This window comes from Rhodospirillales bacterium (assembly GCA_023898805.1).
GTDB lineage: Bacteria > Pseudomonadota > Alphaproteobacteria > Micavibrionales > UBA1664 > UBA6145.
The window spans coordinates 105,701-120,192 of the sequence record CP060260.1 but is presented as its reverse complement, the minus strand read 5'-3'; the positions used below and the strand labels follow the sequence as shown (position 1 = coordinate 120,192).

Annotated in this window: 15 protein-coding genes; 12 read left to right on the top strand and 3 right to left on the bottom strand. The window is 61.0% G+C overall.

The annotated features are described in order from the left end of the window. The first annotated feature begins 3 nt into the window (after positions 1–3). The 12 genes from H6866_00640 (at position 4) to H6866_00585 (ending at position 11,729) form a co-directional block, all read left to right on the top strand. Positions 4–690 carry a CDP-archaeol synthase gene (locus H6866_00640; protein ID USO07776.1) on the top strand — a complete coding sequence of 229 codons (687 nt, stop codon included), beginning with the start codon at positions 4–6 and terminating at the stop codon, positions 688–690. Next, entirely contained in the window at positions 687–1,844 is a 1,158-nt protein-coding gene (locus H6866_00635) for a 1-deoxy-D-xylulose-5-phosphate reductoisomerase (protein USO07775.1), read from the top strand. The genes H6866_00640 and H6866_00635 overlap by 4 nt, the downstream gene beginning before the upstream one ends. Before the next feature lie 3 nt (positions 1,845–1,847). Beyond that, entirely contained in the window at positions 1,848–3,236 is a 1,389-nt protein-coding gene (locus H6866_00630) for a site-2 protease family protein (GenBank protein ID USO07774.1), read from the top strand. Positions 3,237–3,364: 128 nt separating this feature from the next. Next, entirely contained in the window at positions 3,365–5,647 is a 2,283-nt protein-coding gene (gene bamA / locus H6866_00625; protein ID USO07773.1) for an outer membrane protein assembly factor BamA, read from the top strand. Between the two features lie 32 nt (positions 5,648–5,679). After that, on the top strand, positions 5,680–6,240 hold the full coding sequence (locus H6866_00620) for an OmpH family outer membrane protein (protein ID USO07772.1): 561 nt from the start codon (positions 5,680–5,682) through the stop codon (positions 6,238–6,240). Between the two features lie 17 nt (positions 6,241–6,257). Continuing rightward, entirely contained in the window at positions 6,258–7,217 is a 960-nt protein-coding gene (gene lpxD / locus H6866_00615; GenBank protein USO07771.1) for a UDP-3-O-(3-hydroxymyristoyl)glucosamine N-acyltransferase, read from the top strand. A gap of 21 nt (positions 7,218–7,238) precedes the next feature. Beyond that, entirely contained in the window at positions 7,239–7,718 is a 480-nt protein-coding gene (gene fabZ, locus H6866_00610; protein ID USO07770.1) for a 3-hydroxyacyl-ACP dehydratase FabZ, read from the top strand. 66 nt (positions 7,719–7,784) lie between these two features. Continuing rightward, the gene (lpxA, locus tag H6866_00605; protein USO07769.1) at positions 7,785–8,582 is read left to right on the top strand and encodes an acyl-ACP--UDP-N-acetylglucosamine O-acyltransferase; all 798 of its coding nucleotides are present in this window, start codon (positions 7,785–7,787) and stop codon (positions 8,580–8,582) included. After that, complete coding sequence (gene lpxI / locus H6866_00600; protein ID USO07768.1) at positions 8,579–9,406, top strand: UDP-2,3-diacylglucosamine diphosphatase LpxI; 828 nt, start codon at positions 8,579–8,581, stop codon at positions 9,404–9,406. The genes lpxA and lpxI overlap by 4 nt, the downstream gene beginning before the upstream one ends. Next, positions 9,403–10,569: a lipid-A-disaccharide synthase gene (gene lpxB, locus H6866_00595; GenBank protein USO07767.1), complete on the top strand. Its 1,167-nt coding sequence runs from the start codon at positions 9,403–9,405 to the stop codon at positions 10,567–10,569. Before lpxI ends, lpxB begins: the two co-directional genes overlap by 4 nt. Continuing rightward, on the top strand, positions 10,566–11,099 hold the full coding sequence (locus H6866_00590; GenBank protein USO07766.1) for an alpha/beta hydrolase: 534 nt from the start codon (positions 10,566–10,568) through the stop codon (positions 11,097–11,099). Before lpxB ends, H6866_00590 begins: the two co-directional genes overlap by 4 nt. A gap of 60 nt (positions 11,100–11,159) precedes the next feature. After that, the gene (locus H6866_00585) at positions 11,160–11,729 is read left to right on the top strand and encodes a hypothetical protein (GenBank protein USO07765.1); all 570 of its coding nucleotides are present in this window, start codon (positions 11,160–11,162) and stop codon (positions 11,727–11,729) included. Between the two features lie 6 nt (positions 11,730–11,735). Here the strand turns inward: H6866_00585 and gltA are convergent, their stop codons facing one another. The 3 genes from gltA to H6866_00570 all read right to left on the bottom strand — a co-directional run bounded on the left by gltA (position 11,736) and on the right by H6866_00570 (position 14,482). After that, the gene (gltA, locus tag H6866_00580; protein USO08533.1) at positions 11,736–13,031 is read right to left on the bottom strand and encodes a citrate (Si)-synthase; all 1,296 of its coding nucleotides are present in this window, start codon (positions 13,029–13,031) and stop codon (positions 11,736–11,738) included. A gap of 120 nt (positions 13,032–13,151) precedes the next feature. Beyond that, on the bottom strand, positions 13,152–13,847 hold the full coding sequence (locus tag H6866_00575) for a hypothetical protein (GenBank protein USO07764.1): 696 nt from the start codon (positions 13,845–13,847) through the stop codon (positions 13,152–13,154). Between the two features lie 65 nt (positions 13,848–13,912). Next, positions 13,913–14,482, bottom strand: coding sequence for a hypothetical protein (locus tag H6866_00570; protein ID USO07763.1), 570 nt, complete (start codon positions 14,480–14,482; stop codon positions 13,913–13,915). Positions 14,483–14,492: the final 10 nt, after the last annotated feature.

Sequence of the window (14,492 nt, the reverse complement as noted above, 5' to 3'; positions counted from 1 at the left end):
TTCATGTCGTCGCTGGTCAAACGCATCCTGTCGGCGGCCGTGCTTGCGCCCGTGGTGATCGGGGCGGTCTGGTACGGCGGTTGGCCGTTTTATACGCTGATGGCGATCGGGTACGGCATTTCGGTGCAGGAATGGTCGCGGCTTTCGATCCGCGAGGGACGGGTGCGCTGGGGCATCCTTGGCGCCGGGATCGTTTATGTCGGGGCCGCGTTCTTATCGTGCATCTGGCTGCGGACGTTCGAGGATTGGGGTTTTTTCCTGCTGCTATATGTGTTTTTCGCGGTATGGGCGTGCGATATCGGGGCCTATACGTTCGGCAAGCTGATCGGCGGCCCGAAAATGGCGCCGAAGGTCAGCCCGAACAAAACATGGGCTGGCTTGATCGGTGGGTGCATTTCAGCGGTGGCCGCGGTGATGCTGTATCATCACTGGCTGGGTGCGCGGCTGGGCGAACCCATCATCCAGCGGTTCAGCTATCTGTTTCAGTTCGCGCTGGGCCTGTTTCTGGCAGTGGCCGGGCAGCTTGGGGATCTTCTGGTTTCGGTGCTCAAGCGGCGGGCGGGGCTTAAGGATACGGGCGCGATCATTCCCGGCCATGGCGGTTTGCTGGACCGGATCGACGCGCTGTTGCTGACGTTGCCGATCTATTCGGTCGTGATCGTGTATCTCGATTATCTGGTGCGGCGATGACGCGCTCCGTCACCGTGCTGGGCTCTACCGGCTCGGTCGGTCGTCAGACGCTGGATGTCGTCGCGCATCATGGCGCGGAGCGGTTTCGCGTGGCCGCGCTGGCGGCAGGGTCGGATGTCGATACGCTGGCCGCGCAGGCGCGCCATTTCAGGCCGCGCTTCGTGGCGGTCGCCGATGAAAGCCGCCTTGACGCCCTGCGCGCGTCGCTGTCGGACCTGCCGGATATTGAAGTCGCGGGCGGGCGCGAGGCGGTGATGGACGTCGCGCGGATGGATGCCGATACCACCATGTGTGCGATTGTGGGTACGGCAGGGCTTTTGCCGACCATGGCGGCGATCAAGCGCGGGGGGTGTGTGGCTTTCGCCAGCAAGGAATGCCTTGTCGCGGCGGGGCCGTTGATGATGGAAGCGGTCGCGCGGCACGGCGCGAGATTTCTGCCAGTAGACAGCGAACACAACGCGATCTTTCAGGTTTTGCAAAAAGGGCCGGGCGTGCGGCGTATCGTGCTGACCGCGTCGGGCGGGCCGTTTAGAACGTGGGGCGCGGCGCAGATCGCGGCGGCGACACCGGCGCAGGCGGTCAACCATCCGACATGGTCGATGGGTAAAAAGATTTCTGTCGATTCCGCGACGCTGATGAACAAGGCGCTGGAGGTGATCGAGGCGCACCACCTGTTCGCGCTGCCATCGGCGCAGATCGATGTCGTCCTGCATCCGCAATCGACGGTGCATGGCATGGTCGAATACGCGGACGGGTCGTTTCTGGCGCAGCTTGGACCCGCCGACATGCGCACACCGATCGCCGTGTGCCTTGGCTGGCCTGAACGGATCGAAAGCGCGGGCGCACGCATGGATTTGGCCACGCTTGCGAAGCTGGAATTCGAGGCTGTTGATACGGCGCGATTTCCGGCGATGCGGCTGGTGCGCGAGGTATTGGCCGGGTCGCCCGCCGATTCCATCGTCTTCAACGCGGCCAACGAGGTGGCGGTGGCTGCGTTTCTGGCCGGGCGTATATCGTTTCCGGCAATCGTGTCGTGCGTCGCGCGGATGTTGGAATCGTGCGACAAGCCCGCGATTAAAACACTGGACGATGTGGCCGCGTACGACGACAATGTCCGCCGCGCAACCCATGACGCATTGAAGAAAGCCGCTTAAAACATGTTCGAAACGATTCACGACATCATGAACTGGGTGGGAGGCAACACCACCATGTATCTGCTGCCGTTTCTGGCGGTCATCGGGGTTCTGGTGTTCGTGCATGAATGGGGGCATTACATCGTCGCGCGGCTTTGCGGGGTGCGGGTGGAAACGTTTTCCATCGGGTTCGGTAAAAAAATATGGTCGCGCACCGATAAATCAGGCTGCGAATGGCGGGTTTCGCTGATCCCCCTTGGCGGGTACGTCAAGATGTTCGGGGATACCGATCCCGCGTCATCGACGCATACCGAAGTCGTGACCGAGGGCGACGGCCACATGCGCGCGATGACGGATGCCGAGCGCGGGCAGGCGTTTTTCTCCAAACCTGTGTGGAAGCGCGCGGCCATCGTTTTCGCGGGGCCGGGGATCAATTATCTGTTCGCGATATTGGTGCTGGCGGCGGTGTTCGCGACCGTCGGACGGCCGGTCACGCCGCCGATCGCGGCGGCGGTGATCGTCGGGTCCGCCGCGGACGAGGCAGGATTCAAGCCGCATGACCGGATCGTCGCGATCGACGGCAAACCGGTGCGCCGTTTCGCCGATATCCAGCGTCAGGTCGCGGTATCGCTGAACACGCCCTTGAACATCACGGTGGAACGCGACGGCAAGGACATGACGCTGGAACACGTCACTCCGCATCTGGACAGTGTCAGCGACCGGTTCGGGTTTTTGCATCAGCGTGGCCTTCTGGGCATTATCGGGCCGGGCATCGGCATTGATGCCGCCAGCGTCGAGGCTGTGGACGGGCAGGACGGCAGCGATATCGCCGCGCTTTTGCGCGCGCATATGAACGACGCGCCCGTAACGCTACGAATGGCGGCGATGGGCGATTTGCCGCCGCAAAGCATCCGGGTGTTGCTCGACCCTGCGATCAATCAGGATTTTCTGGACGGGAAAAAGGAGGCGCAGGGGATTCAGCTTGCGCCGCGCATGGAAACCGAAACCGCGACTTATGGCATCGCAGGCGCGGCTGTGGAAGCGTTGAACGAAACATGGTTCGTGACCACGGGTACGCTGCAATCGCTGTGGCAGATGGTAATCGGCACCCGATCGGCGCAGGAACTGGGCGGCATTATCCGCATCGGCGCGGTGACGGGCGATGCGGCACAGGCGGGCTGGATCGCGATTTTGATGCTGGGCGCGCTTTTGTCGATCAACCTTGGGTTGATCAATTTGATGCCCATTCCGATGCTGGACGGCGGACATTTGCTGTTTTACGCGATCGAGGCCATCAGCGGTCGTCCGGTGCCGGAACGCATGCAGGACGCGGCGCTGCGCTTCGGATTCGTGCTGCTGATCGCGCTGATGGTGTTCGCCAATCTCAACGACCTGATCCAGCTGGCGAAATAGGTCATAAAATCCGTGTATAAAGGCCGGAATTCCGGCTTTTGCCCCATTGTGTTTTTGCGGGTTCCTGCATAGCCTTGATGGGATTGATTCCAATGGCTAGTGTGGCCGTATCGACGAAAGTGCTGAATATGAAAAAAGGCTTCCGGTATACCCTGTCCGCCCTTGCGCTGGTGCTGACGGTCACCGTTTCTCCGATTTCCCTGATGGCGCAGGAGGCGCATGTCGCCCGCATCCAGATCGAGGGGGCGGAGCGCATCGATCCGCAAACCATCCTGTCCTACATGACCGTCAAGCCTGGCGACACCTACAGTCAAGAGGCGCTGTCCGATTCCGCCAAAGCGCTGTATGGCACCGGTTTGTTCGCCGACGTCAACATCCAGCCCCGGAACGGCGTACTGGTCGTTTCAGTGGTCGAAAATCCGCTGATCAACCAGATCGCGTTCGAGGGGAATGAAAAGCTCAAGGATGAGGAATTGATGTCGGAAATCGCGTCGCGCTCGCGCAATGTGCTGGCGCGCACGACCGTCCAGTCCGACGTTGACCGCATCCGTGAATTGTATCGCCGTCAGGGGCGTTATTCGGTCGCGGTGGAACCCAAGGTCATCCGTCTGGACCAGAACCGCGTCAATCTGGTGTTCGAGATCAACGAAGGCCCTGTTTCGGAAATCCGCGGGATTAAATTCGTCGGCAATCAGGCTTATTCCGACGATGCGCTGCGCGAGGCCGTTGCCTCCAAGGAAAGCCGCTGGTACCGCTTCCTTTCGACCAGCGACCGTTATGACGCCGACCGCATGGCGTATGACGAGGAATTGTTGCGCCGGTTTTATCTCAAACACGGTTATATCGATTTTCGCGTGGTGTCGGCGGTGGCCGAACTGACCCCGGATAAAAGCGCGTTCTTCCTGACCTTCACGGTCGACGAGGGCCCGCGTTACAAGATCGGGAAAGTCAATGTCGATACTTCGGGGCTGACGGGCGTCGATCCCAAAGTCCTCGACAAGGATATCGAGATCAAGTCGGGACAATGGTACGACGCGCAGGCGATGGACGACACCATCAGCGCGATGACCACCCGGTTGGGCGATATGCAGTACGCCTTTGTCGGAGTTGATCCGGACGTTGCGCGGCATCCCGAAAACGATACGGTCGACGTGACCTTCCGCGTCGGGCGCACGCCCAAGGTGTATGTCGAACGCATCGACATCAAGGGCAATGTGCGCACACAGGACAAGGTGGTCCGTCGCGCCTTCCCATTAGCCGAAGGTGACCCGTTTAACGGCGACAAGATTGCGAAGGCGGAGCAGAATCTCAAAGATCTGGATTTCTTCGACACCGTAAAGGTGCGCCCGGTGCCGGGGTCTGCGCCAGATCAGACCGTCGTCGACGTCGACGTGCAGGAAAAATCAACCGGCGAGATTTCGCTGGGCGGCGGGTTCTCGACCTCGGAAGGGCCTTTGGCCGACTTCCAGATTCGCGAACGCAACTTTTTGGGCCGCGGGCAGGACGTGGCCCTGTCGGCTTCGGTTTCAGCCAAGCATACGGAATTCGACACCTCGTTCACCGAGCCGTATTTCCTCGACCGCGACTTATCCGCGGGCGTGGATGCGTTCCACACCACCAGCAATTTGAAATCGGAAAGTTCGTTCGATCAGGTGCGCACGGGTGGCGCGCTGCGTCTTGGCTATCCGCTTTCGGAGCATTTGCGCCAGACGCTCAAATACCGGCTGGAAAACAACGATATCAAAAACGTGCAATCCGACGCGTCGGCTTACATCAAGCAGCAGGAAGGCACGTGGCTGACATCGGCGGTTTCGCAACGCTTGACCTATGACACGCGCGACAGCACGCTTTGGCCGACCAAGGGACAGGTCAGCTGGCTGGAAACCGAGGGTGCCGGGCTTGGCGGGGACGCCAAGTTCATATCCGGAAAAATCGGCGCCGAGGTGTTTTTCCCGGTCACGCATAGCAGCGTGCTCAGCATTTTGGGCGAGGGCGGCGCGATCCATGGTTGGAGCGGCAGCGGCGTGCGCATCAACGAACGTTATTTCATCGGCGGCGACACGTTACGCGGGTTCCAGGCATCGGGGATCGGTCCGCGCGATTTGACCACGGGTGACGCTTTGGGCGGTAATTTGTTCTATCGCGGTTCGGTCGAGGCAGCGTTCCCGATCGGCCTGCCCGAAGAGATGGGCGTGCAAGGTCACGCTTTTTCGGATTTCGGGTCGTTGTGGTCGCTTGACCAAAGCGGAGCCGGCATTGTTGACAGCAAGTCTGTCAGGGTATCGACCGGTGTCGGCGTATCCTGGCGTTCGCCCTTTGGGTTGATCCGCCTTGATTTTGCCAACCCGGTGGTCAAAGAAAATTACGATAAGAATGAAAAGTTCCGGTTTAGCTTCGGCACCCGGTTCTAAAACATACAAACCAAAGGAAATCGAGGTTAGTCATGCGTAGTTTTGCCAAGGTTCTGGCGCTGTTGATGTTTGCCCTGTGCGTGACGGCGATTCCCGCCCGCGCCCAGGACGCGGGGGCCGGCAAGCCCGCCAAGATCGCCGTCGTGGACATCCAGTCGCTTTTGCGCGACTCCAAGGCCGCGAAAAGCATCGAAAGCCAGCTTGATGGCGTCCGCAAATCCTTCCAGTCCGAGGTCGGGGCAGAGGAAAAAGCCCTGCGCGTCAAGGAAAAGGCCATCATGGACAAAAAAGCGTCGATGAGCGAAGACGAATTCAAATCCAAGGCCGAGGCGTTCCAGAAGGATGTCGCCGCCAGCCAGAAGAAAGTCCAGGATAAAAAAGCCGAGTTGGACAAGGCTGTGGGCACCGCCATTGGCAAGCTGCGGGCCGAGATCGTCAAGGTCGTGGCTGAAATCGGGGACAAGCAGAATCTCGACCTCGTGCTTTCACGCACCGACGTGGTGATTGTGTCCAAAACCATGGATATCACGGCGGATGTGCTTAAGCGCATCGACGAGGAATTGCCTTCCGTCAGCGTCGACGTCGGCAAGTAATAAGGGAAGGGTTCCCAATGCCGGATACACGGTTTCACGACCGTACAGGCCCTTATTCGCTGGCCCGGATCGCCGAGGCCAGCGAATGCGTTTTGGCCGATCCCGCCGCGGGCGGGCAAATGATTGCGGATGTCGCGCCGCTGATCGAGGCCGGGGCAGAGCAGCTTTCGTTTCTGGATAATCCAAAATATCGCAACGATTTCAGAGCCAGCCGCGCCGGGGCGTGCATTGTCAGTGCCGAAGTAGCGGCCGAGGCGCCCGAAGGGATGCGGGTGCTGATCAGCAAAAACCCGTACCGGTCCTATGCGTTGGCGGCGGCGCTGTTTTATCCGTGGCCCGTCGCGGCCAGCATTTCGCCGCAGGCGGCTATCGACCCAAGCGCGGAAATCGGTCCAGGCTGCATCGTCGAGCCGTGCGCGGTCATCGGGCGGGGTGTGCAACTGGGGCGCGGGTGCTGGATCGGCGCCGGGGCGAGTTTGAGTCATTGTATTCTGGGGGAACGGGTGCGGGTGCACGCGGGCGCGCGGATCGGGCAGGATGGTTTCGGCTTCGCGCTGGGCGCACAGGGGCATTTGCCCGTGCCGCAGCTTGGGCGCGTGATCATCGGTGATTTCGTCAATATCGGCGCCAATACCACCATCGACCGCGGGGCCGGTCCCGACACCGTGATCGGCGCGGGCACGGTAATCGACAATCTGGTGCAAATCGGCCACAACGTCCGCATCGGGCGCGGCTGCGTGATCGTATCGCAAACCGGCATTTCCGGCAGTTCGGTGTTGGAGGATTTCGTGGTCATGGGCGGGCAGTCGGGCATGGCCGGGCATTTGCGGGTGGGGCAGGGCGCACGGGTGGCGGCGCAGGCCGGTGTGACCAAGGATGTGCCGGCGGGCGAGGAATGGGTCGGTTTTCCCGCGATGCCGCGCCGCGCCTATTGGAAGATGCAGGCGGGCTTGAAAAAACTCTTGTCAAAGGGCTGATGCCGGGGGTACCGAGAACGGATGAGCGAAGTTCAGAAAAATCCAGTCATCGACGTCCATGAAGTCATGGGCATGATCCCGCACCGATACCCCATCCTTCTGGTGGACCGGATCCTTGATTATGCCGCCAACGAATGGGCGATCGGCCTTAAGAACGTCACCTATAACGAGCCGCATTTTCAGGGCCATTTCCCCAGCCGGGCGATCATGCCCGGCGTGCTGATCGTCGAGGCGATGGCCCAGACCGCCGCATGTCTGGTGGTCAGGACGCTGGGCGAGGCGGCGCGCGGCAAGCTGGTCTATTTCATGTCGATCGAGGATGCGCGGTTCCGCCGCCCCGTCGTGCCGGGCGATGCGTTGCACATCCACGTCAAGGTGGCGCAATCGCGGCGCAATGTCTGGAAATTCACCGGCGAGGCCAAGGTAGAGGGTGTCGTGTGCGCCGAGGCGACGTTCAGCGCGATGATCATGGAAAGTAACGGCGAAAAGGCCGCGGTTTAGACCCTTCGTAATATCCTGAAACCCGCCGTGAATGGCGCTTTGCGCCCAAACCCCTAGAGTCGAACCATGAACAACGCTTCCATCCACCCACTTGCCGCCGTCGATCCCAAGGCCCGGATCGGCGCGGATGTTTCCATCGGTCCTTTTTGCGTGGTCGGGCCCGACGTCACCATCGGCGACGGGTGCGTACTGCATTCCCATGTCGTGGTGGACGGGCATACGACGATGGGGGCCAAGAACCACGTTTATCCCTTTGCGGTGATCGGCACGCGTCCGCAGGACCTGAAATACCACGGCGAGGATTCACGCCTTGAAATCGGCGATTCCAACACGATCCGCGAGCATGTGACCATGAATCCCGGCACCGAGGGCGGGGGCATGGCCACCCGCGTCGGCAGTCATTGCCTGTTCATGGTGGGCAGCCACGTCGCGCATGACTGCATCATCGGGGATTACGTCATTCTGGCCAACAACGCGACGCTGGCGGGGCATGTCAGCGTGGGCGAACACGCCATTCTGGGCGGGCTTTCGGCGGTGCACCAGTTCGTGCGCATCGGCGCGCATGCGATGGTCGGCGGCATGTCAGGCGTCGAATACGACGTTATTCCCTATGGGCTGGTGATGGGAGAACGGGCGCGTCTGGCGGGGCTAAACCTTGTCGGGCTTGAGCGCCGGGGTTTCCCGCGCGAGGAAATCAACGTGCTGATGAAGGCGTTTCGCGAGCTGTTTTACGGTGACGGCACCTTCCACGAAAGGCTGGAAAAGGTGCGCGCGGATTATCACGGCCAGCCGCTGATCACCGACGTGCTTTTGTTCGCGCTTGAGAAAAACAGCCGTCCCCTTTCCCAACCCCGGCAGAAATGACCGATACCGCGCCCGCCCCGCGCAAGGCGGCTTTGTGCGTGGTGGCGGGGGGCGGTACCTTGCCCGCCACGATCGCGCGGCATGTTGTGGCGAACGGGGGCGAGGTATTTGTGGCGCGTCTGCGCGGGCATGCGGACGACCCCGTGCTTGAAGGTTTTTCCCATATCGACGTGCGTCCCGGCCAGATGGGACGGGTGTTTTCGGTGCTGCGCGCGCGCGGCATCCGCGATCTGGTGCTGATCGGGCGGATGACGCGGCCCCGGTGGTGGCAGATATACCCGGATTTCACCACGCTCAGGCTTTTACCACGGCTGATCGGGCCGTTGTTGCGCGGCGGGGACGATGCGCTATTGCGTGCGTTGCGCCGCGTCCTTGAGGATCAAGGCTTTCGCCTTGTCGCGGCGCAGGATCTGATGGCGGAGTTGCTGGCGCCATCGGGCGTTCTTGGACGCCATGCGCCGGATGCGCGCGCGATGGCGGATATCGCGCTGGGCATGCAGGCGGCGCGCGCCCTTGGCGTCGCGGATGCGGGGCAGGGCGTGGTCGTGGCGGACGGATACGTGATCGCGCGCGAGGATGCGCGCGGGACGGATGCGATGATTACGGCACACCCACAAGCGGGAGCGGTGCTGGTCAAGGCGGCCAAGCCGCAACAGGACCGGGCGCTGGACCTGCCGGGTATCGGCCCCGCGACGGTCAGGGCCGCGTGGGACGCCGGGTATGCGGGCATCGCGATCGAGGCCGGAGGTACGCTGATTGCCGAGCGTGCGGAAACCATCGCCCTTGCCGATGACGCCAGGTTGTTTTTAATAGGCGTGCAATGAACGACGACGCGTTGATCTATCTGGTGGCGGGTGAAATGTCGGGCGACCTTTTGGGCGCGCGGCTGGTGCAGGCGATACGCCATATCAGCGGCAGGAATTTGCGCTTTGCTGGGGTGGGCGGCGCGGCGATGGCGGCGGCGGGTGTGCCCTCGCTGTTTCCGATCCGCGATCTTTCGGTAATGGGGCTGGCCGAGGTATTGCCGCGCCTGCCGCGCATATTGGGGCGGCTTTCCCAATGCGCGCGGGACATTGTCGCGCGCCAGCCCGCGATCGTCGTGACCATCGACAGTCCCGGATTCTGTTTCCGATTGGTGCGCAAGCTGCGGGACAAATGCCCGAACACCAAATTCATCCATTATGTCGCACCGCAGGTCTGGGCTTGGAAGCCCGAGCGCGCGGCCAAGGTCGCGCAGTTGTTCGACGGGCTGATGTGCCTGTTGCCGTTCGAGCCGCCGTATTTCACCGCGCACGGGCTGCGTGCCGCGTTCGTCGGGCACCCGGCGGTCAATCTGCATGAAACGCTTTTGCCGGAAGGTCGCGAGGCGTTTTTCGAGAAATACGATTTGTCGTTGACCAATCCGCCCGCGATTTTGTCGCTGCTGTTCGGCAGCCGGGAGGGGGAGATCAATCGCCTTGGCCCGCCGATTTACGAAGCCGCGTACCGCATCCTACGCGAATGGCCCAATCTGGCCGTGCTGGTGCCGACCGTGCCGCATCTTTGGGCGCGGCTTAAAGCCATTATCGGTTCGGACCAACGTTTCATCCCGGTGGATTCCGAGGACAGGTTTCAGGCCTTTGCGCTTTCGCAGGCGGCGATCGCCACTTCGGGTACGGTGGGGCTGGAGCTGGCGATGCTGGGTGTGCCGCATGTCGTGGCCTACAGGTTTTCGGCGCCGACATTCTGGCTGGCGAAGCGCATGGTCAAGGTGCCGCACATGCATCTGGTCAATCTGCTGCTGAACGAGCGTGTGGTGCCGGAATTTCTGCAGAATGACGCGAATGGCCGCAATCTGGCCGGGGCCGCGCTGGATTTGCTGATCAACCGCAACGGCGTGGCAGAGCGCGAGCGCGAAGGTTTCGCGCGCGCCTACCGGATGCTGCTTGGCGAGGGCGGCGGCACGCCCGCCGAACAGGCGGCCAGTTTCGTGATGGGGTATTTATGAGCGTCCTCGTCTTTCACGGCACCATGGGATCGCCCGAAGGCAACTGGTTTCCATGGCTGAAGGCGCAGTTGCCGGATGTGGTCGTTCCGCGTCTGCCGACGCCAGAGGGGCAAGACCCGCGTAACTGGCTGGCGGCGATACCAGCTATTGGGCCTGACGACATTTTGATCGGGCATAGCTGCGGGGCGACGTTTCTTTTGCACGTGCTGGAGGGGCTGGCCGCGCCGGTGCGTCAATCGGTGTTCGTTTCGCCGGTCATGGGGGTTTTGGGCTTGCCGGAATACGACCGTCTTAACCGCGCGTTTTTCGATTATCCGTTCGATTGGACCAAGATCCGCGCCAATATGGAGCGCAGCGCGATTTTTCATGGCGATAACGACCCGTATGTGCCGATGATGCAGGCGTTCGAGCTGCATAACGCGCTGGGCGGGCATATTGAAATTATTCCCGGTGGCGGGCATCTGAACGGCGAAAGCGGGTTTTCCGCGTTTCCAAGGTTGCTGGAATGGGTCGTGGGCGCGGCGGCATGATATATTGTCTAATTTTGGAAAATTTTGACTTTGGCTTTAGTTTTTAAATAATCTTGTTTCATGACGCTATTGAAACCACGCGCTTCCGGCGCTGTCGCTTTGGGGTTGGTATTTGGGTTGGCAGCCGGCGGCGCGGGCAACGCGCTGGCGCAGAGCGGCCCGCATCCGGGCGCTGCCGTGCCGCAAAACCAGATCACGCAAAGCCATGTTCAGGCCAAGGAAGGTTGTGACGAAACCTGCGTGCGTCTGATTGCCGAGGGCGTCAAGCTGGCGGTTCGTCTGGCCGAGATAAAGTACAAGCACGACGTGGCGCAATGCGAGCAAAGCTTTGCGCCTGAAACGCCGGAAATCAAGGCCTGTTTCAATCAGGCGGGCTGGCGCACCGCAAAGTTGCTGGGCGTGGGCGTCATTGGCGTGCCGCTGGCCGTGCTGGCGCATTTCGGCGCGCTGAATTTCGGCGCGTTCGACCGCACCGTCAACCGCATCATGGGCGGGACCAAGACCGACCCGATCGAAAGCGTGGAAAATCCGCCTGTGCCCGATATGCGTTATACCACGCCATCGGGCCGCATCGCGCGGGCGCATATCCCGGATGTGCGGCGCGGCGCGCAACGTGGCCTGCGGGTCTGATCCGCGTTATTTCCGGGCGTCGATATCGGTATAGGGCTGGGGCGCGGCGCCGACATAAAGCTGGCGCGGGCGGCCGATGCGCATTTCCGGGTCCTCGATCATTTCCTTCCATTGGGCGAGCCAGCCTACGGTGCGGGCCAGCGCGAACAGCACGGTGAACATGCTGGTCGGGAAGCCCATCGCCTTGAGGATGATGCCGGAATAGAAATCGACGTTGGGGAAAAGTTTGCGTTCGACGAAATACGGGTCGGAAAGGGCGATTTTTTCCAGCTCCATCGCCAGATCCAGCATCGGTTCGTCCTTGACGCCCAGTTCTTCCAGCACGGCGTGGCAGTCGTGTTTGAGCACCGCCGCGCGCGGGTCGTAGTTTTTGTAGATGCGGTGGCCAAAGCCCATCAGCTTGAACGGGTCGTTTTTGTCCTTGGCGCGGGCGAGGAATTCCGGAATGCGGTCGCGAGTCTTGATCTCGGCCAGCATCTCCAGCACTTCCTGATTGGCGCCGCCATGCGCCGGCCCCCAGAGCGAGGTGATGCCCGATGCGATGCAGGCAAACGGGTTCGCGCCGGTCGAACCGGCCAGGCGGACGGTGGATGTCGATGCGTTCTGTTCGTGATCGGCGTGCAGGATGAATATCTTTTCCAGCGCCTTGGCAACCACGGGGTTGACCTTGTACGGCTCGGCCGGGACGGAGAAGCACATGTACAGGAAGTTCTCGACAAAGCTCAGATCGTTGCGCGGATAGATGAAGGGCTGGCCGATCGCGTATTTGTAGGTCATCGCCGCCAGCGTCGGGATCTTGGCGATCAGGCGGTGGATGGAAATTTCGCGATGCTGTGGATCGTTGATGTTGAGGGAGTCGTGGTAAAAGGCCGAAAGACCGCCGACGACGCCGCACATCACGGCCATCGGGTGCGCATCGCGGCGGAAGCCGCGGAAGAAGAAATGCACCTGTTCATGGACCATGGTGTGATAGGTGATGAGGTGCCGGAATTCGGCGTATTGCGCCTTGGTCGGCAGCTCGCCGTATAGCAACAGGTAGGCGACCTCGATGAAATTCGATTTGGTAGTCAGGTCCTCGATCGAATAGCCGCGGTGCATCAGCTTGCCCGCATCGCCGTCAATGAAGGTGATTTTGGATTTGCACGAGCCGGTGGAGTTGTAGCTGGGGTCGAAGGTGATATGTCCGCTTTCGGCCAGAAGCTTGCGCACGTCGATGCCGTCGGGCCCGACCGTCGCCTCCGCCACGGGCAGTTTGTATTGCTTGCCGGTCTGATCGTCGGTCAGGGTGAAGGTCTTGGTCATGTCGGTCCCGGTTTTCAAGGTTGGCGCGCCGTTGACGGCGAATCGCGGAATAAAAAGTTTACGCCGCGCGGGCGGGCAGGGCAATCGCGCAGGGGGTATTTTGACATAGTGCGTACGAGGTTATTTCTGCTGTTGCAGCATCCGGATCAGTTCATCCCGCGTGGGAGTCTTGATGTTTTGCGGTGGCGTGTAGGTCGGCACGCTTGCGCTCAACCCCTTTGAGATGTCGATACCGCAGGTTGCCGCCACGCCGTTGGCGCCAAGGCTACCATAGGGGGCGTTGATCGACGCCAGAAACAGCGCGCCGGACGGGTTTTCGCCATAGGAAAGGATCGTGGCCTCCGGTGCCGCGTCGCGTGGCACTTCCGCCATCATGCGCCAGTCGCGCACCACGTAGATCACTTTTTTTCCGCCACTACGCGCGCTCAGGCAGTATAGCTGGCGGAATTTGTCGGGATTGTTGGTCGCAAATTCCAGCACGCCGCGCGCGACGTCCTGCCGGGCCTTGGTGGCGGATTGCGCATCGGTGGCATTGTCGATGAAGCCGACGCTGCGCATGATGAAATCGACGATCTGGCCGCTTTGCAGTTTTGCGCCAAGGCCCGATTTCTGGTCTGCGGAGATGGCGTTGCTTAGCAGGGCGCGATCGCTGCGCGCGTCGCCTGCGCGCAAGGGTTCATATTTATCGGCGCCGACGCGGACATAGGCCGGGCGGCTGAGTGGGGTGTCGGCCGTAGCCTGCTGGGCCCGCGCGGCCATTGCCGGAAGGCAGAGAAAGGCAAGGACAAACAGGGTCAGGCGGGGGGTGCGATGCATCCGCTTATTTTAACCGGTTTGGGTAAAAAAGTCGAATGGATGCGCGTTTACTTGTATGCGCGCATTTACTGGGCCATGCAGTTTTTGATCTGGGTGGCCGCGGCGGGCGTGATTTTATAATCGACACTGTTCTGGGCGGTCTGCGCTATCAAGAACGCGGCGCTGTAATCCGTGTTCATCTGCCAAAGTAGGGCATAAGGCGTGTTTTTCCCGCCTTTGAGGTTATCGATGCTTTTGTCGTAAACATAGGCCGATACGATGTCTTTGGGTGCGGCTTCCAGTTTGCATTCAAGAGCACGAAATCCGGCTGGTGAACGTACCGCGTAGTGGGCGACGTCGTGCGCAGCCTTTTTCCATGCGGCTTCTTGCATCTGCGGGGTCAGGTCGGTTTTTGCGAAGCTAAAGAAGCCATTCACTACGGTCGCGACGCTTTTGGGGTTCGGCAGTTTCACTGCGTTATAGGCCAGTGCCCCCGCATAGGTGTTTTTCATCCCGGGTTCGAGGCTTTTTATGTATTCAATCTGCGCCACTTTGTCGTCTAGAAGCGATGCGGCGGGTGCTGCCGTAGCGGCAGGCGCGGCGGCAGCGGTAAAGATGGCAGTCAGGGCCCGAGCAAGGAATTTTGGCGATTGCATGCACGAAATT

Excerpts from the sequence above, each read along its gene's own strand:
- lpxB (USO07767.1), top strand. The coding sequence starts at position 9,403 with ATGAACGACGACGCGTTGATCTATCTGGTGGCGGGTGAAATGTCGGGC.
- lpxA (USO07769.1), top strand. The coding sequence starts at position 7,785 with ATGAACAACGCTTCCATCCACCCACTTGCCGCCGTCGATCCCAAGGCC.
- H6866_00630 (USO07774.1), top strand. The coding sequence starts at position 1,848 with ATGTTCGAAACGATTCACGACATCATGAACTGGGTGGGAGGCAACACC.
- lpxD (USO07771.1), top strand. The coding sequence starts at position 6,258 with ATGCCGGATACACGGTTTCACGACCGTACAGGCCCTTATTCGCTGGCC.
- H6866_00635 (USO07775.1), top strand. The coding sequence starts at position 687 with ATGACGCGCTCCGTCACCGTGCTGGGCTCTACCGGCTCGGTCGGTCGT.
- H6866_00585 (USO07765.1), top strand. The coding sequence starts at position 11,160 with ATGACGCTATTGAAACCACGCGCTTCCGGCGCTGTCGCTTTGGGGTTG.
- H6866_00575 (USO07764.1), bottom strand. The coding sequence starts at position 13,847 with ATGCATCGCACCCCCCGCCTGACCCTGTTTGTCCTTGCCTTTCTCTGC.
- H6866_00620 (USO07772.1), top strand. The coding sequence starts at position 5,680 with ATGCGTAGTTTTGCCAAGGTTCTGGCGCTGTTGATGTTTGCCCTGTGC.
- gltA (USO08533.1), bottom strand. The coding sequence starts at position 13,031 with ATGACCAAGACCTTCACCCTGACCGACGATCAGACCGGCAAGCAATAC.
- H6866_00570 (USO07763.1), bottom strand. The coding sequence starts at position 14,482 with ATGCAATCGCCAAAATTCCTTGCTCGGGCCCTGACTGCCATCTTTACC.
- H6866_00590 (USO07766.1), top strand. The coding sequence starts at position 10,566 with ATGAGCGTCCTCGTCTTTCACGGCACCATGGGATCGCCCGAAGGCAAC.
- lpxI (USO07768.1), top strand. The coding sequence starts at position 8,579 with ATGACCGATACCGCGCCCGCCCCGCGCAAGGCGGCTTTGTGCGTGGTG.
- H6866_00640 (USO07776.1), top strand. The coding sequence starts at position 4 with ATGTCGTCGCTGGTCAAACGCATCCTGTCGGCGGCCGTGCTTGCGCCC.
- fabZ (USO07770.1), top strand. The coding sequence starts at position 7,239 with ATGAGCGAAGTTCAGAAAAATCCAGTCATCGACGTCCATGAAGTCATG.
- bamA (USO07773.1), top strand. The coding sequence starts at position 3,365 with ATGAAAAAAGGCTTCCGGTATACCCTGTCCGCCCTTGCGCTGGTGCTG.